The sequence below is a fragment of the Erwinia sp. V90_4 genome (assembly GCF_029967685.1).
In the GTDB taxonomy this organism is placed as follows: domain Bacteria; phylum Pseudomonadota; class Gammaproteobacteria; order Enterobacterales; family Enterobacteriaceae; genus Erwinia; species Erwinia aphidicola.
This window is the reverse complement of the sequence record NZ_JASCAQ010000055.1, coordinates 50526-72777: the sequence shown is the minus strand read 5'-3', so window position 1 is coordinate 72777 and position 22252 is coordinate 50526. Positions and strand designations below refer to the sequence as shown.

Below are 22252 nucleotides of genomic sequence, written 5' to 3'. Positions count from 1 at the left end.
GAGGATTAGCTTATGAGCATTATTTCCACCAAGTATCTATTGCAGGATGCGCAGAACCGAGGCTATGCGGTCCCGGCGTTCAACATTCATAACGCAGAAACCATCCAGGCGATTCTGGAGGTCTGCCGGGAAATGGACTCCCCGGTGATCCTCGCCGGGACACCGGGCACTTTTAACCATATTGCCTTTGCCGAAATTTACGCTCTGTGTGATGCCTACTCCACCAGCTATCGCATGCCGCTGGCGCTGCATCTCGATCATCACGAAACGCTAGCGGACATCAGCCGTAAGGTCCATGCAGGGGTGCGCAGTGCGATGATTGACGGCAGCCACTTCCCGCTCGATGAAAACGTACAGCTGGTGAAATCCGTGGTGGATTTCTGCCACCGCCACGATTGTAGCGTCGAAGCGGAATTAGGGCGGCTGGGCGGCGTTGAGGATGATATGAGCGTTAATGAGGAGAACGCATTTCTGACCGATACGCAGGAAGCGCAGCGCTTCGTCACCCTCACCGGTATCGACAGCCTGGCCGTTGCGATTGGCACAGCACACGGGCTGTACGTTAAACGACCGAAGATTGATTTTCAGCGCCTGGCAGAGATCCGCGCCGTGGTCGATATCCCGCTGGTATTGCACGGCGCCAGCGACGTGCCGGACGACGATGTACGGCGCACCATTCAGCTGGGGGTATGCAAAGTGAACGTTGCCACCGAGCTGAAAATTGCCTTTTCAGATGCGGTTAAAACGTGGTTTGCCGACAATCCGCAGGGCAACGACCCGCGCTATTACATGCGCGTGGGTATGGAAGCAATGAAAGCAGTCGTGCGCAGCAAAATTAGCGTCTGCGGCTCCACGGGTAAACTGATCCCCGAAGCGATTGCCGGATAACAAGGACATCTGATGAAAACTGTGACGCAAAGTTGTCTGTTATTGCTGATAAGCAACGGCGCGTTTGCCGCTGACTATCAGTTAGCCAATGAAAATATCGCGCTGTCGTTCAATGACCGCGACTCTGCCGTGGTGATAACAGATAGACATTCGCAGCATAAACTTGCCCCCAGCGAGCTATTTTTTCTCACGTTACCCGATGAAAGCGTGCTGCATACCGCTGACTTCCGGCTGAATAAAGTAGTAAGTACAGCGGAGGCGATACGGCTTGATTATCAGCGCAGTGATTTTTCCGTTAGTGTGATCCTGAACAGCGTAAAGGGAAAATACCTCAGCATTGACTATACCCTCCGCGCCAATGGCCAGCCGCGCGAGCTGGCAAAAATGACCTTCTTCCCTACCAAAGGCCAGGCACAGGCCCCGTTCGTTGACGGAGCCATAAACAGCTCGCCTATTATAGCAGACAGCTTCTACATGCTGCCGGACAAGCCGATCGTCAATACTTACGCCTACGAAACCACCACCAATTTGAACATCGCGCTAAAAACGCCGGTTAAACCGGAAGCACCGCTGGCTTACACCACCTGGTTCGGCACCTTCACCAGCCCGGACCAACTGCGCCGCAGTGTGAATCTGTTTATTAACCAACTGCGCCCGCGCCCGTACCAACCTTATCTGCATTACAACAGCTGGATGGATATCGGATTCTTCACCACCTACACGGAACAAGAGGTGCTCGACCGCATGAACACTTATGCGAATGAGCTGGTGAAAAAGCGCGGCGTGAAGCTGGACGGATTTCTGCTGGATGATGGCTGGGATGATCGCAGCGGCAAGTGGCTGTTCGGCCCGGCATTCAGCAACGGGTTCGCCACGGTCAAAGCGAAAGCAGACAGCCTGCACACCTCCGTCGGCCTGTGGCTTTCGCCGTGGGGCGGCTATCACAAACCGCGCGATATTCGCGTGTCACATGCAAAGGAGAACGGTTTCGAAACGGTGGACGGCAAGTTCGCGCTCTCCGGCCCGAACTATTTCCGTAACTTTAATCAGCAGGTGCTCTCTCTTATCAAAAATGAGCACATCTCCTCGTTCAAGCTCGACGGTATGGGCAACGCCAACACCTGGCTTAAGGGCAGCCAGTATGCCTCAGACTTTGATGCATCCATTGAGCTAATTAAGAACATGCGCGCGGCGAATAAAAATCTGTTTATTAATCTGACCACCGGCACCGATGCCAGCCCGTCCTGGCTGTTCTATGCCGACGCCATCTGGCGCCAGGGAGATGATATCAACGTCTACGGTAAAGGGTCGCCAGTGCAGCAGTGGATCACCTATCGTGACGCGGAAACCTACCGTTCGATTGTGCGAAAAGGCCCGCTGTTTCCACTGAACTCGCTGATGTATCACGGCATTGTCAGTGCAGAACACGCCTACTTCGGGCTGGAAAAAGTGCAGAGTGATAGCGACTTTGCTGACCAGACATGGAGCTACTTTGCCACCGGTACACAGTTGCAGGAGATGTATATCACCCCGTCAATGCTCAATGACAGCAAGTGGGATACGCTGGCGCAGGCAGCAAATTGGTCTCGGGCAAACAGCAATGTGTTGGTCGATACTCACTGGATTGGCGGCGACCCAACCCTGCTGGAGATTTACGGCTGGGCGTCGTGGAGCCAGCAGAAGTCAATTTTTGCCCTGCGTAATCCCTCAGATAAACCACAGGATTTTTATCTAGACCTGATGAAGAGCTTCGAAGTTCCGGATGGCCAGAACACTCGCTTTACGCTAAACGCAGTATATGGCCGTAATGCTTCGCTACCCGCAGATTACCACAAAGCGGTGGTTATCACCCTGCAACCGCTGGAGACGCTGGTAGTGGAGGCCAGTGCGAAATGAGGAGACGGGCGAGGCGTGCCTCGCCCCTAAGCTAGCCTGAAAACATCGTTACCCCTGCTGCTCCAGCGCATACTTATACAGCGCATTTTTCTTCACGCCGTGGATCTCGGCGGTCAGTGCGGCGGCTTTCTTCAGCGGCAGCTCGCCCTGCAACAGCGCCAGGGTACGCAGCGCTTCCGGCGGCAGCGCCTCTTCTTCCGCCTGGTGGTAGCCCTCAACGATCAGCACCATCTCACCTTTACGGCGGTTCTCTTCTTCCTGCACCCAGGCCAGCAGCTCCCCCACCGGCGCACCGTGGATCGACTCCCAGGTTTTGGTGATTTCACGCGCCAGCACCACATAGCGCTCGGGACCCAGTACCGTCACCATATCCTGCAGGCTGTCGAGCAGGCGGTGGGTGGATTCATAGAAGATAAGGGTGCGCGGCTCCTGCTCCAGCGCGCGCAGCGTATCGCAGCGGCCTTTGCTTTTCGCCGGCAGAAACCCTTCGTAACAGAAACGATCCGACGGCAGGCCCGCGGCGCTCAGCGCGGCAATCGCGGCACAGGCGCCCGGCAGCGGCACCACGCGAATGCCCGCTTCACGGCACAGGCGCACCAGGTGATAGCCGGGATCGTTGATCAGCGGCGTACCGGCATCAGAAACCAGTGCCACGCTCTGCCCTTCGCGCAGCTTCGCCAGCAGCACTTCCGCTTTCTGCTGTTCATTATGGTCATGCAGTGCGAACAGGCGCGCATTGATGGCGAAATGTTGTAGCAACAGTCCGGTATGACGTGTATCTTCCGCTGCGATCAGATCGACGCTCGCCAGCACCTTCAGTGCCCGCTGGGTGATATCGCCCAGATTACCGATGGGTGTGGGAACGATATAGAGCGTGCTGGCAGAAATATCTGCCCGATCGTGTTGTTTCATTGTTTCATCCGAATTGCCGATTTAATATTGAGCATCTTGAAAAAAACATCACTGGATACAGTATGCTTCCTTCGAAAGTTCTTCAGCGCAAAGCGCTACGCACGGTACCGCTTCTGCTGGCCGCCCTGATTTTTGCCGGATGTACCGGCCAGGCTCCAAAAACGCCCGAGGCGAATGTGCAGGGAGCCGCAACTGGCACCTCTGACTATTACCTGCAGCAGATGCAGCAAAGCGCAGATGATAACAAGGTTGGCTGGCAATTACTCGCAATCAGAGCGCTGTTGAACGAAGGCAAGGTGCCGCAGGCGAGCGATCAGTTCTCCCAGCTGCCGCAGAACCTGGACGCCACCCAGCAGCAGGAGCGCCAGCTGCTGCAGGCTCAGCTCAGCGTGATGCAGCAGAATCTGCCCGCCGCCGCTGACCAGCTGAAGCAGATTGATATCGGCAGTCTGTCGAAAGATCAGCAGGCCCGCTACTACCAGCTGCTGATCGCCGCCAGCCAGGGTCGCCCGTCGCTGGAAGTGCTGCGCGCCTATATTGCCCAGGAGCCGCTGCTGAGCAACCCGGCAGACAAGCAGAAGAATATTGATGCCACCTGGCAGGCGCTGAGTCAGATGACGCCTGAGCAGCTCAACAGCCTGAACATCAACGCGGATGAAAACGTACTGCAGGGCTGGTTGGATCTCTCCGGCGTTTACCGGGCCAACAGCAACGACCCGGATATGCTGAAAGCCGGGATCCGCGACTGGCAGACGCGCTATCCGAATAACCCGGCGGCGAAAATGCTGCCGACCGCGCTCAGCCAGGTGCAGAACTTCCAGCCCGCTTCCACCGGCAAAATCGCGCTGCTGCTGCCGCTGAGCGGCCAGGCGCAGGTGTTTGCTAACGCCATTCAGAAAGGCTTTAACGACGCGAAAAACGGCGTGCTGGCACAGGGTTCCGCCCCTGCGGCACCGGTTGAAGCGCCACAGGCTGCCGCTGCGGATGCCGTAACCCCGGCCGATCCTAACGCCGTAGTCAGCCCTTCTGCTGCGCCAACCGATGCCGCCGCTGCGCAGCCACAGCAGGTGCAGCCGCAGTCCGCGCCAGCTAACAGCGTCGAAACCGCGCCGCCGTCCAGCGCGCAGGTACAGGTCTATGACACCAGCAGCCAGCCGATTGAGCAGGTGCTGGCGCAGGCACAAAAAGACGGCGCTACGCTGGTGGTCGGCCCGCTGCTGAAAAGCAACGTCGAAAAGCTGGCAGCCAGCCAGACGACCCTCAACGTTCTGGCGCTTAACGAGCCGGAAACCATCCAGAACCATCCGAATATTTGCTACTTTGCGCTTTCTCCTGAAGACGAAGCCCGTGATGCCGCGCATCATATGTGGGACCAGGGCAAACGTGCACCGCTGCTGCTGGTGCCGCGCAGCTCACTCGGCGACCGCGTGAATAAAGCCTTTGCCGCTGAGTGGCAGAAGCTTGGCGGCGGCACCGTGCTGCAGCAGCAGTTCGGTTCGACCGCAGAGCTGAAGCAGGGGATCAACAGCGGTGCCGGTATCCGTCTGAGCGGTACGCCGGTTAACGTGCAGCCTGAACAGCCCGCGGGCGTTACCATTGGCGGCCTGACGATCCCGGCCCCGGTCGCTGAACCGACGGCGGCCACCACCAGCGGCGGCAGCGTTGACTCGGTGTATATCGTCGCCACGCAGGATGAACTGGCACTGATTAAGCCGATGATCTCCATGCGCGTCAGCAGCCGTGATAATGTGGGCCTGTATGCCAGCTCGCGCAGCTATCAGGCAGGCGGCGGCCCGGACTACCGTCTGGAAGTGGATGGCCTGCAGTTCAGCGATGCTCCGCTGCTCTCCGGTGCCAACCCGGCGCTGATGCAGCAGGCGGCGAAGATGTTTAACAACGACTACTCGCTGGTGCGCCTCTACGCGATGGGCATTGATGCCTGGACACTGGCGAACCACTTTAACGAAATGCGCACGCTGCCGGGCTTCCAGGTTAAGGGCGACACCGGCAGTCTGAGCGCGGATCAGGACTGCGTGATTAACAGGAAGTTAGTATGGAGCCAGTATCGTCAGGGACAGATCGTTCCGGCCAACTAAGCCGGCAGCAGCAAGGGGCGAGCCGTGAACGTCAGGCTCGCCGCCTGCTGGAAACGTCAGGCCTGCGTTTTGTCGCCGCTAACGTGCGCTACCGGTCAGGCGAAATTGACCTGATCATGCGCGATGGCAAAACGTGGGTATTTGTCGAGGTGCGCTACCGCAGCAGTGACCGCTTTGGCGGCGCGGCGGCCAGCGTCACCCGCAGTAAACAGCTGAAGCTGCTGCGTGCAGCAGCGCTGTGGCTTAACGGTCGCGGGCAGAGTTTTGACACCGCCGACTGTCGTTTTGATGTGGTAGCGATCACCGGCGAGCAGGTGGAATGGTTACCCAATGCGTTTACAGCAGAATAACTAGACCAGGTGAATGACGTGCTGGAAAGAATCAAAGTCTGTTTTACGGAAAGTATTCAAACACAAATCGCGGCGGCAGAAGCGCTGCCGGATGCCATCTCACGTGCGGCGATGACCATGGTACAGTCGCTGCTCAATGGCAACAAAATACTGAGCTGTGGTAATGGAACCTCCAGCGCCAATGCCCAGCATTTTGCTGCCAGCATGATTAACCGTTTTGAGACCGAGCGCCCAAGCCTGCCCGCCATTGCGCTGAGTGCGGATAACGTGCTGCTGACGGCCATTGGTAATGACCGCCTGCACGAAGAGATTTACGCCAAACAGGTGCGCGCTTTAGGCCATGCCGGCGATATCCTGCTGGCGATTTCAACGCGCGGCAACAGCCGTGATATTGTCAAAGCCGTAGAGGCAGCGGTCACCCGCGATATGACCATTATCGCCCTGACCGGCTACGACGGCGGCGAGCTCGCCGGTCTGCTGGGTCCGCAGGATGTGGAGATCCGCATTCCTTCCCACCGCAGTGCGAGAATTCAGGAAATGCATATGCTCACCGTGAATTGTCTGTGCGATTTAATAGATAACACTTTGTTTCCCCACCAGGATGTTTAAGGAGCTTAAATGAAGGCATTATCTGCATGTGCAGTTATCCTTACCGCGTTGATGCTACAGGGCTGTGTCGCGGCGGTTGTTGGCAGTGCGGCCGTGGCGACCAAATCCGCCACTGACCCGCGTTCCGTTGGTACACAGGTTGATGACGGCACGCTGGAACTGCGCGTCACGAACGCGCTGTCGAAAGATGAGCAGATCAAACAGAGCGCGCACATTGTTGCCACCGCTTATCAGGGTAAAGTGCTGCTGACCGGGCAGTCACCGAGTGCCGATCTGGCGCTGCGTGCAAAACAGATTGCCGTGGGCGTGGATGGCGCAACCGAGGTGTATAACGAGATCCGTACCGGCGACAAAGTCAGCTTCGGCACGGCATCTTCAGATACCTGGATCACCACCAAAGTGCGCTCACAGCTGCTGGGTAGCGATCAGGTGAAATCGTCGAATGTGAAAGTCACTACCGAGAATGGCGAAGTGTTCCTGCTGGGTCTGGTGACGGATGCAGAAGCGAAAGCGGCTGCGGATATCGCCAGCCGGGTGAGCGGCGTGAAACACGTCACCACCGCGTTTACCATTTTGAAATAAGATTTACGGGCCGACCGGAAAAGAAGGTCGGCCACTACGTAATACCGTGCAAATCCTCAATACTGGCCGACCGGAAAAGAAGGTCGGCCACTACGTAATACCGTGCAAATCCTCGATACTGGCCGACCGGAAAAGAAGGTCGGCCCCTACGTAATACCGTACAAATCCTCAATACGGGCCGACCGGAAAAGAAGGTCGGCCCCTACAACCGGCTTAAACAATCCATTGCCACCGCCTTGAAGCTGGCGAAATCCGCGCTGTCGCGCAGCCTTGTCATCGCCCGCTCGCGCATAAACGTCACGAACAGATCGTAGATGGCCATCGCCTCTTCGTACTCCGTCTTGCTGATCGCCAGCAGGAAAATCACATATGCGGTTTCATCCCCCCACGCGATGCCCTCCGGTGCCAGCACGGTATAGACGCAGGTTTTCTTTGCCAGCAGCCCCAGCGAGTGCGGCAGCGCAATGCCTTCGCCGAGCATGGTGCTGACGATGGCTTCACGCTCTTCCACCGACGGGTAAAACGTCTCATCCACCATCCCTTCCTGCTCCAGCTCGCCGCACAGCTGGCGGAACAGAGCGCTGCGGTCCAGCGGCCGATCGAGGATCAGGAAATGGCTGGCATCGAAGAACTTTTCCAGCATGTAGGGGCGGGTGCGATCGAGCAGCACCAGCTTGCCGATCTGCTCCAGCTGGTACTCAGTGGGGAACGGCGACATCACCACTACCGGCTTATCCTTGTCGCTAAGGCGCACGGTGGAGATAACAAAGTCCTCGTCCACGCTCGCCAGCTGCTCGTACTCGCGCAGCGTAATAATGCCGTTCACCACGATCTGCGGGTATTTGCGCAGTAGCATCGCCTGGATCATGCGCACCGTGGAGTTACCGGTGTCGCACACCAGCAGGATCTGCGGATGGCGCTGATAGCCCACGTTGTAGTGGCGCTCCAGCCCGACGCCAATATGCAGCACCAGGAAGCCAATCTCGTTTTCGCTGATGGTGTACGGGGTGTATTTGCCCCAGCTGGAAACCGCCGCCAGCGTCACGTCCCAGGCCATCGGATAGTGCTGTTTGATGTTGGTCAGCAGCGGATTGGGAATGTGGATCTGATAGCGCACGCGGGTGATCATCGTTTTGATATGCGTCAGCAGGTCGGCGCGCAGCTGCGGGTCATTTTGCAGGTTGAAGTTGTAGTGGGTGTTGATGTAGCCGAGGATGTAATCCACCAGCGAATCGCCGTCGTCCGGGCTGATGGCGCTGGGCGCAATCTCTTCCACGCGGCGGGCGGCGATATTAACGCGCAGGTAGGCCTCTTCCGCCGGGGAGATCGCCTTGCCGACAATCGGCCGCATCAGGTTAACGATGTGGCGCGCCGCGTCGCGCACCTCATCATCGACATCCTCCGCGCTGAAGTCGGTCAGCGGGTAGCCCTCGCCAATGCGCCGCACCGCCACCGCGCAGTAGAGGCGCAGATAAAACTCGCCGTCGTCGGCCAGGCGGATATTAAAGCGCGACAGGCACTGCTGCAGCAGCGGTTGCAGGGTGGTGAGCATCCCGCTGTTAAGCGCCTCCAGCTGTAGCAGCGGGCTGTCGCTGTCCTCCTGCGCAATCTGGTACAGCAGGTCGGTCAGGCAGGTGCGCATCGCCACTTCGGGGCCGAACAGCTTCATGCCGTAGCGCGGCTTGGTTTCAATCGCCAGCTGATAACGCGCCAGCCACTCTCTCACCTCGGCCATATCGCTTTGCAGCGTGGTGCGGCTGACAAACCATTCGTCGGCCAGGTCTTCCAGCTTGAGGGAAAAAGCCGAGGTGAGAAAACGGGTGAGCAGATAGTGCACGCGGGCGGCAGAGGTGCGCGGCACGCGCAGATGTGAAGGTGACTGCTGCTGCAGCTGAGCGTAGCGGCGCGCATCGGCAATCTCCAGCCGATAGCCCGCACCACGGCTTAGCACAAAGCTGGCACCGTGCTCGGCCAGCAGTTCGTTGAGCACGTTAATATCGCTGCGCACGGTGCGCGTGGATACGTCGAAGCGCCGCGCCAGCTCGTCCTGCGGCAGCGTTTCGTTTTGTAGCAGATCAAACAGCTGGGCCAGTCGTTGGTTGGGGAATCTCACGGAGCGCTCTTCTTTAGATAGTCGACCTTGTTAGCGGGTTGTTGCAGGCTAACGGAATTCACTGCGGGAAAGTAGCGCGCCCCGGCATAATCCCAGGGCGCGGTCAGTATTAACCGACTAACTTTTTGGTCATTGCCAGCAGCGTGGCGACATCCTGCGGCCGCGTCTGCCCGCTCTGTTTATCGATAATCGAGCTGTAAATATGTGGGATGATCCTGCTGACGCCCGCATCCAGCGCGATCTGCAGGATCGCTTCATAGTTATCGAGATCGATGCCGCCGGTTGGCTCCAGCCAGAACCCCTGCGCGGCGCAGGCTTCTGCCACCGCTTTGAACTCGTCGATCGCCTTCAGGCCGCCCATCGGGAAGTATTTTACCGAGCTGCCGCCCATATCCTTCAGCAGCGCAACCGCGGTAGCGACGGGCACAATGCCGTCGGCCTGCTGCGAGCTGAGCGGCCCGGTGGAGATCTTCACCTTGCCAACCGTGCCGGTCGGCGAGATCAGGCCGTTGACCACGGTGTCAGACTGGCCAAGCAGCGCGCGCGAAGTCGCGACGCCGGTAAACACCTGGTTGACGTGCTGCGGCTGCACCTCAGCGGCAATCGCGCTGACCATCGCCGACTGGTTCGGGTCGCCCGCGCCGAGGCCGACCGACAGCGCGTTATCAATCAGCGCCGCGTAATCACGCATATCGGCTACCGCGCTCGCCACGTCCGGGTAGTCCTTCGACAGCACGCCAACCAGCACGTGGCCTTCTGCGGCTTGCCAGATGTCGCTGGCATTCTGTTTCGAACCGGCGAGGACATTCAGGCAGACGCGGTCGCGGTAAAATTTCGGTTTCAGTGTCATGCGCGTGCTTCTCCGGTTAACAGATCTCTGATGCAGATAAAAATGGTGTGCAGCTGTTCGGCAGAGACGCTGCGCACGTCGACTTCAACAATGCCTTCGTTGGCCTTGTAGCCACGGAAGTAGATGGCGATGGCACCGGTTTTCAGCGCCTGCACCACTTCACCGGTGGTGCGGCCTATCACCGCCTCGTCGAAGTGGATCTCAGCGCGGGCGATATCACGCCCGGCGGCATCCCACACCGTGCGCGCCTGAATGCCCGCCAGCTGGTTTAAGCTGTCGATAAACGGCGTCATCTTCTCCACCATCTGCGCGCCGGTGGTCTTCTCCACGCGCAGATAGTTTTCAATCGCCTGCGTCAGGCCGAGGATCCCCTCTTTGCCGACCTTCATCGCGCGGCCAATGCCGTTCGACTGGCGCTTCACCCACTCAACGTACTGCGCTTTGCCGATCACCAGCCCGCTGGTTGGCCCTTCAATGGCTTTTGCGCCGCTGTAGATCACCAGGTCAGCACCAAAGCCGTAATAAGCCTGCAAATCCTCCTCGGCGGCGGCATCCACAATCAGCGGCACGCCGTGTTCACGCGCCACCACGGCGGCCTGCTCCACGCTGAGATGGCTTTTCTGCACGCTGTGATGCGATTTGATATACATGATTGCGGCGGTCTGCGGGGTGATCGCGGCGGAGAGCTGCTGCGGCGAGCACTCGTTGGCGTAGCCCGCTTCCACCAGCTTGCCGCCGCCCAGCGCCACCATGGTGCCCACTGGCGCGCCGTAGTTAACGTTATGGCCCTTCGGCAGCACGATGTCGTGCGGCACCATCAGCGGTGCGGCGTGCAGATTTTCCAGCAGCCAGTCGTTATCCTTAACGATAACCGCCGCTACCGACTGCGCAATCCCGGCCGAAGCGCAGGAGACCACCACCGCCGCTTCACAACCCAGCAGCCCGGCAATATAGGCTCCGGTTTTGTTGACCAGATCTTTCATTTCAAAATAGTGATTGAGGCCATAGCTCACCGTCTCCACCACGTCCGCGCTCGGGGTCGACACACCGAGAATGGTCATGCGGCCGGAGGCGTTGATCACCTGCTTGAGATGATATTTCTCATAAATAGAAAGCTCATTTACTGAAGTCATTACGTTTCTTCCCTTCGTTAGTCACGAATGCCTGACCGGCGACCACAGCGGCCAGCGGCACCAGCTGCGTTGTACCGGACAGCGTTTGTCCGTCTGAGTCGGTGAACAGCGCACTTTCCTGCTGCACGTCGAAAATGGTCAGATCGGCGTCATAGCCGACTTCAAGGCGCCCTTTACCGGCGAGGCGCAGGCCGTCTGCGGCGTGCGCGGTAACGCAGTCGATCACCTGCGGCAGCGTCATGCCGATGCAGAAGAACTTCGACATCACGTGCGCGAGGGTATACACCGGGCCGTTCAGACGGTTGCGGCAGTAGATATCGGAGCTGATGGTGTGCGGCAGAATGCCCTGCGCAATCGCCACGCGCGCCACTTCGAAGCTGAAGCTGGCGCTGCCGTGGCCAACGTCGAGGCGCACGCCGCGTTTGAGCGCAGCGCTAACCGAGGCGCGCAGCTCGCCCTGCGGCGTCAGAATGCGGTTCGGCTTGCCGTTATAGCAGTGGGTGATGATGTCGCCGCTGCTCAGCAGGTCGGCAATTTCATCGAGGTTGGGCGGATTATTGCCGATATGCACCATCAGCGGCAGGCCGCCGTTCTCCTGCTGCATCGCCTTGGCGCGCTGCAGCGGCTTAATGCCGTTGTGCTCTACCACGCTGCTGCTGATACGCGCTTTCAGGCCGAGAATAAATTGCGGCAGGCGCTGCAGCGCGGCTTGTACCGCTGCGGCGTCAATGCGCGCCATATCCGCTAACTCGTTCTGCGTCAGAATGCCGCTGCGGGCGATATTGAGCAGTGCGTAAACCTGGGTGCTGGCGCTGCGCGTCAGCTGGTAGAAATCGTCGATATCGTCGGCGCCGGTGCTGCCGGCGTCCACCACCGTGGTGACGCCGGTTTCCACGCCAATGCGGTCGGCTTCATCGTGATAAATCGGCGATTTGGGGTAGCAGTGAACGTGTGAATCAATCCAGCCCGCGCTGAGCCAGTAGCGCCCGTGCAGGTCCCACTCGCGCTGTGCCGGGCCGTCGATTTGCCCGATTTCGGCAATCTTGCCCGCGCGAATCGCCACATCGCTGAGGGTGCCATCGCTGAGGCGCGCCCGGCGGATAATCAGATCATACATTGCAGACTCCTGAGCGCGGCGGCGTCCTGCCGCCGCGCAAGTTGGTTACAGCGCCACCGGGAAGATCGCCCCCAGCACCATGGCGCCGAGGATAGCGCCGCCGGTAATCGGTTTATTCCACAGGTAAAACAGCAGTGAACCCACCAGCGAGCCGAGGCCAATGGGGATCGAAGCGGCCATTGCCGACAGGATAATCAACGGCCCGAGGAAGCGGCCGGAGGCGTTACCCGCGCCCATCATCACGTCGGCCCCGTAGGTGGAGTCGCTGTTGTTGATGGTGAACTTACGCGCCAGGATAATGATGTAACCCACCGCCAGGCCGAGCGCCAGGCCGGTAACCAGCGAGGCCGCGAAATTGGCTACCGGGAAGACGATGCCTGCCCCAAGCAGCAGTGCCGGCACGCCAAGGCCGATACCGGTCTGGATCGCGCCGCCAATATCGAGAATCCCGACCAGCGAACCTTCGATAATGCGCGCAAACAGGAAGCTGGCACCAAATGCCGCCACCGCGCCGTAGACGCCAGTTTCCATGCCGGAACGCAGCATCGAAACAAACGCGACCTCGTTAAACGCGCCCAGGCCGTAGACGTAATACATATGCGTACCGGCGAACACCCCGGCAGAGAGCAGACCGACAAAGATCGGGAACGACCAGTCGGCATACCAGAAACCGCTTTTTGACTCTTCCATTACCCTTGTCCTCTTATTTGCCGCTCAGGGAGTTGTGGATCATCTCCATCCAGCCGGGCACGCCAAGCTGGAAGGACTGCAACAGCTTCATGTCGAAGCCACGGAAGAAGCCGCTCAGCACGAACAGCAGCACGATGGCGATCATCATCACCTTCGTGACGCGGTTCCAGCCCGCCTCTTCCACCCCTTTGCCGATCAGGATGCCCAGCACCAGGCCCGGCACGGCGTTACCCATAATCAGCTGCGCGAGGCCGCCGAAAATGGTGGCCCAGAAGCCCGATTTCTTACCGGCGTCGATGGCGGCCAGCCAGAAGATCACCGGCATCACGGTGTTCACCAGCAGGTTAGCCGCAGGCACCAGCACTTTCACCGCGGTGACCTGCAGCGCAGCAGGCACGGCAGAGGCGGTGGAGTTGAGAAACGCCACCACAATCATGCCGATGATGCCGCAGGCAATCGCCATCTTTTTCGGGTTATGCAGGGTTTCCGCCACGTTGCGGTTTTTCACCATCAGTGCCGCCGCGCCCCAGTTGGGGATGATGCGGTGGTCAACGTCCTGAGTGAACGAACCTGCCGCCACGGAGGAGGCCCAGGCGTTAAAGAAGAAGCCAAGGCCGAAGGAGAAGTGAGAAGCCGGGTCGCCCTCACAGGAATTCAGTTCACCCAGTGTGCGAAATGCGCCCATGCCCTGTGTGGTCGGGGCGTGGAACATACGCGCTGCCCCGGCACCGACGCCCACTCCGACCAGGCCGCCAATAATCAACGACTTAAATAAGATGATTAAAAACATCAGTTTTTTCCTTTGGATTTATATCCCAACGTTTTTAGTTAACCGCGGTGAAATCCACCTTGTCGGTGTCGACCACCGCGACGTTGACGGTGATCGCCAGCTCAACGCTGTAGGTTCGCCGTTCGCGCGCCAGAAAGAAGAACAGAAACTTTTCCGTTTTGACGCGCAGTTCGGCACGCAGCACCTTCACATCCACCGGCTCAATACGCAGGAGGATATTGCTGGTGGACTTGAGCACCGTGTTTTGCACCCGGCTCAGGGCGTCGGCAAAGGCTTTCGCTTTGCTGTCGCCCTTGCCGCTGACGTTCACCGTGGTGGTGAATTGCTCTTTCATCAGCCGTGCTTCTTCTGCCACGCCTGCACCAGACGCTCGCCCAGCTCTTCTTTATCCATAAAGCCGAAGCCCAGCACGGTAGCGCCTTCGTTGATGGCGGTGACGCCTTCGTCGATGGAGCGCATGCCGTGTTTGGCTTTATAGCCATATTTGTTCTGTGCGGTGATGGCACCTGCGCCGCCGCTGCCGCAGAAGGAGATACCGAAGTTGGCGTTTTCCGCTTTCATCACGTCGCCCAGCTTCATATCCGCTGCCACGCCAGGAACCACGATGGCTTTACCGCCCGCTTTCTCGATACCTGCTGCCACTTTCTGGCCTTTACCTAAACGATCGCCGATCACTACGATGATTTGAGACATGGTGTATTCCTTTAATTTATAGAGTGATTACTCGTGCCGTCGGTGGCGCAGTCAGTTTGGGTGCGGACAGCGCGGAAAAACCGGAGCGTACACGTAGTACGTGAGGATTTTGAGCACTGCCCAATCCCAAAATGGCAAGTAAACCAGGCACACTATTGGTTTTCTTTGGCGACTTCGAAATGCACGGAGAGTAGCCAGGCTTCCTCTTTCGGCAGGTTACCGAACAGATCGACCACCTGCTGTGCCAGCAGCATGGATTCTGGCGAAATATCGTCAAACAGGTCAGCTTCCACTTCGGGTAGCGCCTCACCGGTCAGCGAGCGCAGCGCCATCGCCCGCACGTGGGAGGTAAGCATCTGCTGCTGTACCGGGTTGGGCTGTATTGCCCTGGCCGCAAACAGGTCGGCAATCTGCCCCATCACCCGTGCGGCCAGCGCCTGAATCTCATCATCCTGCTCTGTTGCCACACTCGGCCCCGTTCCATTACTCACGTTCGTCCCCCCCTTTTTGCAATGGTTATAAGCTACCGCTGCGCAGAGGTGCTGTGGAGAACGACTTTTTCCGCCAGCAAGCGGAAATAAACGGATGGGGTACGAGCCAGGTCGCAAAAAACATCAGACCGTGCATCAATAATTATAAAATGAGAGTTAAATCACAAAATAAAGACTATTTTGCGCAATTTATGCAGAGGCAGAGAAAACAGCAGCAGAGTAAAGCGTCCAGCAGAAGGAAATAGAGGAAAAACCTATGACGGATTTAATCAGGGCCGGGGATAATTCCCGGCCCTGAGCGTTAGCGGAACTTTTTGTGATTGGCGTCGCGGGTTTCAGCCATTTTTTTCGCTTCTTCCTTCGCGCCTTTCAGGTCCCCGTCATTGGCCAGCTTGAGGCTGGTATCGATCTGTCCAATCAGGGTATCCAGCCCGGCGTGATAGTCTTTGATCTGCGCGCTGTCTGCCGACTGGCCCTTAAGCTTATCCGGCGTCTGGGTTTTAGCGTTTTCAGCTGCGCCCTTCATATCGGTCAGCGCTTTAATCATTTCGGCTTTATCGTCGGTTTTCTGCACCGTACGCAGGCCGCCTTTCAGCATATCCATATCGCCTTCCAGATCCTGCGACAGCACGGCGAAACTGGATAACAACAGCGAACCACTCAACATTGCAAACATTAATTTACGCATTGCTTCAGTCCTTTTAATTATAAAAAAAGGCGACTGTCTGAGCAGCCGCCTGATAAGCATACGCCTAAATCGCTAAATTACTGCCCGGCAATCTTCATTTCTGGTAACAGAATGGATCCACACTGGATATTGCTGCGGGTTTCAATATCGCTGCCGATGGTCACCATATTGCGCCACATATCTTTCAGGTTACCGGCGATGGTGATTTCACTGACCGGATACTGGATTACGCCATTCTCAACCCAGAAACCGGATGCGCCGCGCGAGTAGTCGCCGGTCAGCGCACTGACCGCCTGGCCCATCAGTTCCGTGACCACCAGCCCGGTGCCGAGCTGCTTGAGCAGGTCATCAAAGCTGTGGCCCTGCCCGGCAATGCGCCAGTTATGGATGCCACCCGCGTGGCCGGTGCTCTGCAGCCCCAGCTTGCGCGCCGAGTAGCTGGTCATCAGCCAGTTCTGCAGTACACCATCTTTAATGATGTCGCGGCGCTCGGTACGCACGCCTTCGCTGTCAAACGGCGTTGAGGCCAGCCCTTTCAGCAGGTGCGGATGCTCCTCAATCGTCAGCCATTCCGGCAGGATCTGCTGGCCGAGGGAGTCAAGCAGGAAGGTGGATTTGCGGTAGACGCTGCCGCCGCTGATGGCCCCCACCAGGTGACCAAACAGCCCGGTGGCCACTTCCGCGGCAAACAGCACCGGCGCTTTCATCGTCGACAGCTTGCGCGGCGACAGGCGTGACAGCGTGCGACGCGCGCACTCTTCACCGACCGACTCTGGCGACTTCAAATCCTCCATCGCCCGGCCAATGGTATAGGCGTAGTCACGCTCCATATCGCCGTTGGCTTCCGCAATCACGCAGCTGGAGAGCGAATGACGGCTGGAGCAGTAGCCCTGCAGCATGCCGTGGCTGTTGCCGAACACTTTAATACCGACGTGGCTGTTAAAGCTGCCGCCTTCGGTGTTGGTGATGCGCGAGTCAGCCTGCAGCGCAGCCTGTTCTGCACGCGCAGCCAGTTCGATAGCGCGATCGGCGTCGATCTCCGTTGGGTGAAACAGATCGAGATCCGGTGCGTCAAACGCCAGCAGCTCGCGATCCGCCACGCCGGCAAAGGGATCCGGTGAGGTGTAGCGTGCAATATCCAGCGCGGCCTGCACGGTGCGTTTGATCGCCTCCGGGCTGAGATCGGTAGAGGAGGCGCTGCCCTTACGGTTCTGATAGTAAACGGTGATGCCGAGCGCACCATCGCTGTTGAATTCAACGTTTTCCACTTCCCCGTAACGCGTGCTGACGCTGATGCCGGTGGTTTTGGTTACCGCGACTTCTGCCCCATCGCTGCTGACTTTCGCCAGCTCGAGTGCTGTTGAGACCGCCTGCTCCAGGGTTTTACGCTGTTCTGCAACTTGGGAGAGTAATTTCATCGGCCTGCCATATAATTAGTTGAGAAATACCTGCATTAAATGCAGCTCTCAAGGTGATAAGGAATGATTTGAGTCTAACAGACTCAGAGAACAATTTCGCAGTAGCCACGTAACCTGATAGCATTAGCCTCTTTTTCAGGAGCCGTACCAATGACCAAGCAGCCCGATGACTGGCTCGACGAAGTACCCGATAACGAAGAAGAAGAAGACGAAGAGATTATCTGGGTCAGTAAAAGTGAGATTAAACGTGACGCCGAAGAGCTGAAGCGCCTCGGTGGTGAACTGGTGGAACTGGGGAAAAACTCCCTGGACAAGATCCCACTGGATGAAGATCTGCGTGCCGCGATTGAGCTGGCGCAGAAGATCAAGAAAGAGGGCCGCCGCCGCCAGATGCAGCTGATTGGTAAGATGCTGCGCTCGCGTGATGAAGAGCCGATCCGTACCGCGCTGGACAAGCTGAAGAACCGCCACAACCAGCAGGTTGCGCTGTTCCATAAGCTGGAAGTACTGCGTGACCGCCTGGTGGAACAGGGTGATGACGTGATCCCGGAGGTACTTAACCTCTACCCGGATGCGGACCGCCAGCAGCTGCGTGCGATGATCCGTAACGCGCAGAAAGAGAAAGCGACCAATAAGCCACCAAAAGCCTACCGTCAGATTTTCCAGTATCTGCGCGAGCTGGCCACCGCATTATAAGCGGGTCGGGCATGCCCGACCCCTACAGACACCGATGTAGGGGCCGATCGTTTTTTTCGATCGGCCCGCCATACCCGCTAAGCTAACCGGTCCAGCAACTTCTGATGGATCCCGCCAAAACCGCCGTTGCTCATCACCAGGATGGTATCCCCCGGCTGGGCTTTTTTGGCGATCATCTCGACCAGCGTATCAATATCCGCACTCCACTGCGCCGGCTGAATGCAGGCATCGGCAACCTCAGAGACCTGCCACGGAATGTGGTGCGGCTGGAACAGGAACACTTCATCCGCACGCGCCAGCGACGGGGCAAGATCGTTCTTGCTGATACCCATCTTCATGGTGTTTGAACGCGGTTCCAGCACCGCCAGAATGCGCGCGGTGCCGCCCACTTTGCCACGCAGCGCGGAGAGCGTGGCGAGGATAGCGGTCGGGTGGTGAGCAAAGTCATCGTACACGTTGATGCCGTTGCTCTCACCGCGCAGCTCCAGGCGGCGGCGGGCGTTGATAAAGTCATTCAGCGCACGCCCGGCATCTTCCGGCTTCACGCCCACATGGCGTGCCGCAGCAATCGCCATCATGCCGTTATGCATATTGTGCTCGCCAACCAGCGCCCAGTTGACCTCGGCTACGCGCTCACCGTCCAGCAGCACTTCCCAGTGCGACGCATCCGGCGACAGCTTCTTCGCCTGCCAGTGGCCGTTTTCACCCACGGTTTCCTGCTCGCTCCAGCAGCCCATCGCCATCACCTGCTTAATATTGGCATCGTGCTCCGGCAGGATGATCTTGCCCTGCCCCGGCACGATGCGCACCAGGTGGTGGAACTGCTTCTGCACCGCACGCAGATCGTCAAAGATATCGGCGTGGTCAAACTCAAGGTTGTTGAGGATCAGGGTGCGCGGACAGTAGTGCACGAACTTGGAACGCTTGTCGAAGAACGCACAGTCGTACTCGTCGGCCTCGATCACGAAGAATGGGCTTTTTCCTAAATTCGCTGAAACCTCGAAATTCCCCGGTACCCCACCAATCACAAACCCTGGCTGATAGCCGCAGGCCTGTAAAATCCACGCTGCCATGCCGGCGGTGGTGGTTTTACCGTGGGTTCCCGCCACCGCAATCACCCAGCGGTCGCGCAGCACGTAATCGTGCAGCCACTGCGGGCCGGAGAGGTAAGGAATATTGCGCTCCAGCACTGCTTCCACACACGGATTGCCACGCGTCATGGCGTTGCCGATGATCACCAGGTCCGGGGCGGGATCGAGCTGTGAGGCGTCATAACCCTGAATTAAATCAATACCCTGCTTTTCCAGCAGCGTGCTCATTGGCGGGTAGACGTTAGCATCTGAGCCCGTGACTTCATGGCCAAGCTCGCGTGCCAGCATCGCCAGACCGCCCATGAAAGTGCCACAGATACCGAGGATATGAATACGCATAAAAGGTCCGTTGCTTAAAAAGTTCCCGCACAGTGTACCGTCCCCATCGTGCGGAAGAAACGGATTTGCCCTATGTTCTTTAGCGCCCAATCGGCTAGACTGCGTACGCATACGTTGGCAGTTTGTGAAGCAGGCTGCTACTCAACCGCAGATTCAGGGATTGTGTTATGAAAACGTTAGGCGAATTCATCGTCGAGAAGCAACACGACTTTCCGCACGCGACAGGCGAACTGACCGCGTTAATCTCCGCGATCAAGCTGGGCGCGAAGATCATCCACCGCGATATTAACAAAGCTGGCCTGGTCGATATTCTCGGCGCCAGCGGCGCTGAAAATATTCAGGGCGAAGAACAGATGAAGCTCGATCTGTTTGCCAACGAAAAGCTGAAGGCGGCTCTGAAAGCGCGCGGTATCGTGGCCGGTATCGCCTCTGAAGAAGAAGATGAGATTGTGATCTTCGAAGGCGTCGAAAACGGCAAGTACGTGGTGCTGATGGATCCGCTCGACGGCTCCTCCAACATCGACGTTAACGTGTCTGTCGGTACCATCTTCTCCATCTACCGCCGTATTACCCCACCGGGTACGCCGGTGACCGAAGAAGACTTCCTGCAGCCGGGCAGCCAGCAGGTTGCGGCCGGGTACGTGGTTTACGGCTCCTCCACCATGCTGGTTTACACCACCGGCTGTGGCGTGCATGCCTTCACTTACGACCCGTCACTGGGCGTGTTCTGCCTGAGCGCAGAGCGTATGACCTTCCCGGAGAAGGGTTACACCTACTCGATCAACGAAGGTAACTATATCCGCTTCCCGCAGGGTGTGAAAAAGTACCTCAAATTCTGCCAGGAAGAGGATAAAGAGACGCACCGTCCTTACACCTCACGCTATATCGGATCGCTGGTGGCGGACTTCCACCGCAACCTGCTGAAAGGCGGCATCTACCTGTACCCAAGCACTGCCAGCCACCCGAAAGGCAAGCTGCGCCTGCTGTATGAGTGCAATCCGATGGCGTTCCTCGCGGAGCAGGCCGGCGGTAAAGCCTCTGATGGTAAAAACCGTATTCTTGACCTGGTGCCGCAAAGCCTGCACGAGCGCTCACCGTTCTTCGTCGGTAACGATCATATGGTCGACGACACTGAACGCTTCCTGCGTGAGTTCCCGGATAACGGCAACTGATTCGTAGGGGTCGGGCATGCCCGACCCGCGTTGATCAGGGCGAGGCATGCCTCGCCCCTACGATTTAGGCGACGTGAGTGACTTTAAACACCGCCATTGTCTGCACTAACTGCTGCGACTGCTCTTCCAGCGACTGGGTGGCAGCGGCGGCTTCTTCGACCAGCGCGGCGTTCTGCTGTGCCACTTCATCCATCTGCGTCACCGCCTGATTCACCTGCTCGATGCCCCGGCTCTGCTCCTGTGACGCGCTGGAGATCTCTTTCATCAGGGTGGTCACGCGCATCACCTCGCTGGAGATCTCATCCATGGTTTCCCCGGCTTTGGTCGCCATGTCGCTGCCTTCGTTGACGCGGACCTGCGACTCCGCAATCAGCGTACGGATCTCTTTAGCGGCGGTGGCACTGCGCTGTGCGAGGTTGCGCACTTCGCTGGCGACCACGGCGAAACCACGCCCTTGCTCACCCGCTCGCGCCGCTTCCACCGAGGCATTCAGCGCCAGAATATTGGTCTGGAAGGCGATACCGTCGATAACGCCGAGGATGTCGCCAATGCGCTGCGAGCTGTTGGCGATCTCCGCCATTTTCTCCATCACGTAGCACACCACTTCGGCGCCTTTATCGGCCGTGTCCGAGACCGAGCGCGCCAGCTGGTGCGCCTGCTGGGCATTATCCGCATTCTGCTTCACGGTGGCGGTCAGCTGCTCCATGCTGGCGGCGGTCTGCTCCAGCGAGGCGGCCGACTCTTCAGTGCGCTGCGAGAGGTTAAGGTTGCCAGAGGCCAGCTCGCGGCTGCCGACGTCAATCTGCATGCTGGCGTCGCGCACCAGGCTGACCGAGTGCTGCAGTGACTGCTGCATGCTGCCGAGCGCAGCATTGAGGCGGCCCAGTTCGGTATTGCCGCTTTCCGGTACCGGCTGGGTGAGGTCGCCTGCCGCGACATGCTCCAGATGCTTAATCGCGCCATCCAGCGGCTTCAGCAGCAGTTCACGCAGCACCATCCACGCCAGCGCGACCAGCAGCAGGGTCAGGCCGCCCGCCACCAGAATCAGCACCGTCATCAGCGTCTGATTGCGTGCCGCCTGCGCCAGCTGAGCCTCGCTCACCTCATCGGCATAGCTGCCGAAATTATTGACCGCATCGGAGAACTTACCGGCCAGCGGGGAGATGTTGCCCTCCAGCACCTCGTAGTAGTCATCCGCGCTCTGCTTTTGCAGCGCGTTCATCATCGGCGTGATGCCGCCGTCCAGGTAATCCTTGTAGGTGGCGACCACCGCATCGGCCAGCGTTTTACCGTGCGCCGTCACCGTACCGGCATCGACGAATCGTTTCAGCTCTTGCTGTGAAATAGCCACATAACTGGCAGAACGCGTGGCGATGGTGGCCGCTTCATCCGGCAAGCCAACCTCAAGCTTGCGAATGGCCAGCGCGGCGGTAGCGCGGGTGCGCAGCAGGTTGCCATTAGTGATATATAAGGCATTGAGTTCAATACCCTGGATGCGATTGATAACATCCAGCGAGCGATTTCCTTTCTGAATAGCGATAATCCCCATGATGCTGACCACCAGCAGCAATAGCGTCATCAGTGAGAGCAGCACCAGTAATCCCGAGCGTATTGAAATCTTCTTCAGCATGATTGTTG

General features: G+C 58.3%; 22 protein-coding genes. 8 read left to right on the top strand and 14 right to left on the bottom strand.

The genetic code is table 11. The features are described 5' to 3' along the window. Window positions 1-12 precede the first annotated feature (12 nt). Window positions 13-888: a tagatose-bisphosphate aldolase subunit KbaY gene (kbaY, locus tag QLG07_RS16120; RefSeq protein ID WP_282469659.1), complete on the top strand. Its 876-nt coding sequence runs from the start codon at window positions 13-15 to the stop codon at window positions 886-888. A 9-nt stretch (window positions 889-897) separates the two neighbouring features. Further along, window positions 898-2784: an enterotoxin gene (locus QLG07_RS16115; RefSeq protein ID WP_282469665.1), complete on the top strand. Its 1887-nt coding sequence runs from the start codon at window positions 898-900 to the stop codon at window positions 2782-2784. A 48-nt stretch (window positions 2785-2832) separates the two neighbouring features. Here QLG07_RS16115 and rsmI read toward each other — a convergent pair whose 3' ends face one another. Continuing rightward, window positions 2833-3696, bottom strand: a complete 864-nt coding sequence (gene rsmI / locus QLG07_RS16110) for a 16S rRNA (cytidine(1402)-2'-O)-methyltransferase (protein ID WP_282469658.1) — start codon at window positions 3694-3696, stop codon at window positions 2833-2835. Between the two features lie 62 nt (window positions 3697-3758). On the opposite strand from rsmI, the gene QLG07_RS16105 reads away from it, so the two are divergent. From QLG07_RS16105 to dolP, 4 genes are read left to right on the top strand one after another with little or no spacing between them, the layout of a single operon-like run. Beyond that, complete coding sequence (locus QLG07_RS16105) at window positions 3759-5792, top strand: penicillin-binding protein activator (protein ID WP_282469657.1); 2034 nt, start codon at window positions 3759-3761, stop codon at window positions 5790-5792. Beyond that, entirely contained in the window at window positions 5750-6142 is a 393-nt protein-coding gene (locus QLG07_RS16100; protein WP_048917355.1) for a YraN family protein, read from the top strand. The genes QLG07_RS16105 and QLG07_RS16100 overlap by 43 nt, the downstream gene beginning before the upstream one ends. 18 nt (window positions 6143-6160) lie before the next feature. Then, window positions 6161-6751, top strand: a complete 591-nt coding sequence (diaA, locus tag QLG07_RS16095) for a DnaA initiator-associating protein DiaA (protein WP_048917381.1) — start codon at window positions 6161-6163, stop codon at window positions 6749-6751. A 9-nt stretch (window positions 6752-6760) separates the two neighbouring features. Next, window positions 6761-7333 carry a division/outer membrane stress-associated lipid-binding lipoprotein gene (gene dolP, locus QLG07_RS16090; protein ID WP_048917356.1) on the top strand — a complete coding sequence of 191 codons (573 nt, stop codon included), beginning with the start codon at window positions 6761-6763 and terminating at the stop codon, window positions 7331-7333. A gap of 202 nt (window positions 7334-7535) precedes the next feature. Here the strand turns inward: dolP and QLG07_RS16085 are convergent, their stop codons facing one another. The 11 genes from QLG07_RS16085 to pmbA all read right to left on the bottom strand — a co-directional run bounded on the left by QLG07_RS16085 (window position 7536) and on the right by pmbA (window position 17316). Next, on the bottom strand, window positions 7536-9446 hold the full coding sequence (locus QLG07_RS16085; RefSeq protein WP_048917357.1) for a PRD domain-containing protein: 1911 nt from the start codon (window positions 9444-9446) through the stop codon (window positions 7536-7538). A gap of 109 nt (window positions 9447-9555) precedes the next feature. Next, window positions 9556-10296, bottom strand: coding sequence for a KDGP aldolase family protein (locus tag QLG07_RS16080; RefSeq protein ID WP_282469656.1), 741 nt, complete (start codon window positions 10294-10296; stop codon window positions 9556-9558). Next, window positions 10293-11429, bottom strand: coding sequence for a DgaE family pyridoxal phosphate-dependent ammonia lyase (locus tag QLG07_RS16075; RefSeq protein WP_133624844.1), 1137 nt, complete (start codon window positions 11427-11429; stop codon window positions 10293-10295). The genes QLG07_RS16080 and QLG07_RS16075 overlap by 4 nt, the downstream gene beginning before the upstream one ends. After that, complete coding sequence (locus QLG07_RS16070; RefSeq protein WP_048917360.1) at window positions 11413-12546, bottom strand: amidohydrolase/deacetylase family metallohydrolase; 1134 nt, start codon at window positions 12544-12546, stop codon at window positions 11413-11415. Before QLG07_RS16070 ends, QLG07_RS16075 begins: the two co-directional genes overlap by 17 nt. A 45-nt stretch (window positions 12547-12591) precedes the next feature. Then, a complete protein-coding gene (locus tag QLG07_RS16065; protein WP_048917361.1) occupies window positions 12592-13236 on the bottom strand; it encodes a DUF4310 family protein in 645 nt (214 codons plus the stop codon). Between the two features lie 13 nt (window positions 13237-13249). After that, entirely contained in the window at window positions 13250-14026 is a 777-nt protein-coding gene (locus QLG07_RS16060; RefSeq protein WP_048917362.1) for a DUF4311 domain-containing protein, read from the bottom strand. Window positions 14027-14060: 34 nt separating this feature from the next. Continuing rightward, window positions 14061-14360 (bottom strand): DUF4312 family protein, encoded by a 300-nt coding sequence (locus QLG07_RS16055; protein WP_048917363.1) that lies wholly within the window; start codon window positions 14358-14360, stop codon window positions 14061-14063. After that, entirely contained in the window at window positions 14360-14719 is a 360-nt protein-coding gene (locus QLG07_RS16050) for an SFCGS family glycine-rich protein (protein WP_048917364.1), read from the bottom strand. Before QLG07_RS16050 ends, QLG07_RS16055 begins: the two co-directional genes overlap by 1 nt. A 152-nt stretch (window positions 14720-14871) precedes the next feature. After that, window positions 14872-15210: a glycine dehydrogenase gene (locus tag QLG07_RS16045; RefSeq protein ID WP_048917365.1), complete on the bottom strand. Its 339-nt coding sequence runs from the start codon at window positions 15208-15210 to the stop codon at window positions 14872-14874. Window positions 15211-15511: 301 nt separating this feature from the next. Further along, window positions 15512-15898 carry a cytochrome b562 gene (cybC, locus tag QLG07_RS16040; protein WP_048917366.1) on the bottom strand — a complete coding sequence of 129 codons (387 nt, stop codon included), beginning with the start codon at window positions 15896-15898 and terminating at the stop codon, window positions 15512-15514. Between the two features lie 77 nt (window positions 15899-15975). After that, window positions 15976-17316, bottom strand: coding sequence for a metalloprotease PmbA (gene pmbA, locus QLG07_RS16035; RefSeq protein ID WP_048917367.1), 1341 nt, complete (start codon window positions 17314-17316; stop codon window positions 15976-15978). Between the two features lie 150 nt (window positions 17317-17466). Between pmbA and yjgA the strand changes: the two genes are divergently transcribed. Next, complete coding sequence (gene yjgA, locus QLG07_RS16030; RefSeq protein WP_282469655.1) at window positions 17467-18012, top strand: ribosome biogenesis factor YjgA; 546 nt, start codon at window positions 17467-17469, stop codon at window positions 18010-18012. A gap of 77 nt (window positions 18013-18089) precedes the next feature. Here the strand turns inward: yjgA and mpl are convergent, their stop codons facing one another. Then, window positions 18090-19442: a UDP-N-acetylmuramate:L-alanyl-gamma-D-glutamyl-meso-diaminopimelate ligase gene (gene mpl, locus QLG07_RS16025; protein WP_282469654.1), complete on the bottom strand. Its 1353-nt coding sequence runs from the start codon at window positions 19440-19442 to the stop codon at window positions 18090-18092. A 167-nt stretch (window positions 19443-19609) separates the two neighbouring features. On the opposite strand from mpl, the gene fbp reads away from it, so the two are divergent. After that, window positions 19610-20614, top strand: coding sequence for a class 1 fructose-bisphosphatase (fbp, locus tag QLG07_RS16020; protein WP_048917370.1), 1005 nt, complete (start codon window positions 19610-19612; stop codon window positions 20612-20614). 64 nt (window positions 20615-20678) lie between these two features. Here fbp and QLG07_RS16015 read toward each other — a convergent pair whose 3' ends face one another. Then, window positions 20679-22244 carry a methyl-accepting chemotaxis protein gene (locus QLG07_RS16015; protein WP_282469653.1) on the bottom strand — a complete coding sequence of 522 codons (1566 nt, stop codon included), beginning with the start codon at window positions 22242-22244 and terminating at the stop codon, window positions 20679-20681. Window positions 22245-22252: the final 8 nt, after the last annotated feature.

What these genes read in the sequence shown, in the direction of transcription:
- QLG07_RS16015 (WP_282469653.1), bottom strand. Translation starts at nt 22,244, where the DNA reads ATGCTGAAGAAGATTTCAATACGCTCGGGATTACTGGTGCTGCTCTCA.
- kbaY (WP_282469659.1), top strand. Translation starts at nt 13, where the DNA reads ATGAGCATTATTTCCACCAAGTATCTATTGCAGGATGCGCAGAACCGA.
- rsmI (WP_282469658.1), bottom strand. Translation starts at nt 3,696, where the DNA reads ATGAAACAACACGATCGGGCAGATATTTCTGCCAGCACGCTCTATATC.
- QLG07_RS16105 (WP_282469657.1), top strand. Translation starts at nt 3,759, where the DNA reads ATGCTTCCTTCGAAAGTTCTTCAGCGCAAAGCGCTACGCACGGTACCG.
- pmbA (WP_048917367.1), bottom strand. Translation starts at nt 17,316, where the DNA reads ATGAAATTACTCTCCCAAGTTGCAGAACAGCGTAAAACCCTGGAGCAG.
- fbp (WP_048917370.1), top strand. Translation starts at nt 19,610, where the DNA reads ATGAAAACGTTAGGCGAATTCATCGTCGAGAAGCAACACGACTTTCCG.
- QLG07_RS16075 (WP_133624844.1), bottom strand. Translation starts at nt 11,429, where the DNA reads ATGACTTCAGTAAATGAGCTTTCTATTTATGAGAAATATCATCTCAAG.
- QLG07_RS16080 (WP_282469656.1), bottom strand. Translation starts at nt 10,296, where the DNA reads ATGACACTGAAACCGAAATTTTACCGCGACCGCGTCTGCCTGAATGTC.
- QLG07_RS16060 (WP_048917362.1), bottom strand. Translation starts at nt 14,026, where the DNA reads ATGTTTTTAATCATCTTATTTAAGTCGTTGATTATTGGCGGCCTGGTC.
- QLG07_RS16065 (WP_048917361.1), bottom strand. Translation starts at nt 13,236, where the DNA reads ATGGAAGAGTCAAAAAGCGGTTTCTGGTATGCCGACTGGTCGTTCCCG.
- mpl (WP_282469654.1), bottom strand. Translation starts at nt 19,442, where the DNA reads ATGCGTATTCATATCCTCGGTATCTGTGGCACTTTCATGGGCGGTCTG.
- yjgA (WP_282469655.1), top strand. Translation starts at nt 17,467, where the DNA reads ATGACCAAGCAGCCCGATGACTGGCTCGACGAAGTACCCGATAACGAA.
- QLG07_RS16100 (WP_048917355.1), top strand. Translation starts at nt 5,750, where the DNA reads ATGGAGCCAGTATCGTCAGGGACAGATCGTTCCGGCCAACTAAGCCGG.
- QLG07_RS16055 (WP_048917363.1), bottom strand. Translation starts at nt 14,360, where the DNA reads ATGAAAGAGCAATTCACCACCACGGTGAACGTCAGCGGCAAGGGCGAC.
- cybC (WP_048917366.1), bottom strand. Translation starts at nt 15,898, where the DNA reads ATGCGTAAATTAATGTTTGCAATGTTGAGTGGTTCGCTGTTGTTATCC.
- dolP (WP_048917356.1), top strand. Translation starts at nt 6,761, where the DNA reads ATGAAGGCATTATCTGCATGTGCAGTTATCCTTACCGCGTTGATGCTA.
- QLG07_RS16050 (WP_048917364.1), bottom strand. Translation starts at nt 14,719, where the DNA reads ATGTCTCAAATCATCGTAGTGATCGGCGATCGTTTAGGTAAAGGCCAG.
- QLG07_RS16070 (WP_048917360.1), bottom strand. Translation starts at nt 12,546, where the DNA reads ATGTATGATCTGATTATCCGCCGGGCGCGCCTCAGCGATGGCACCCTC.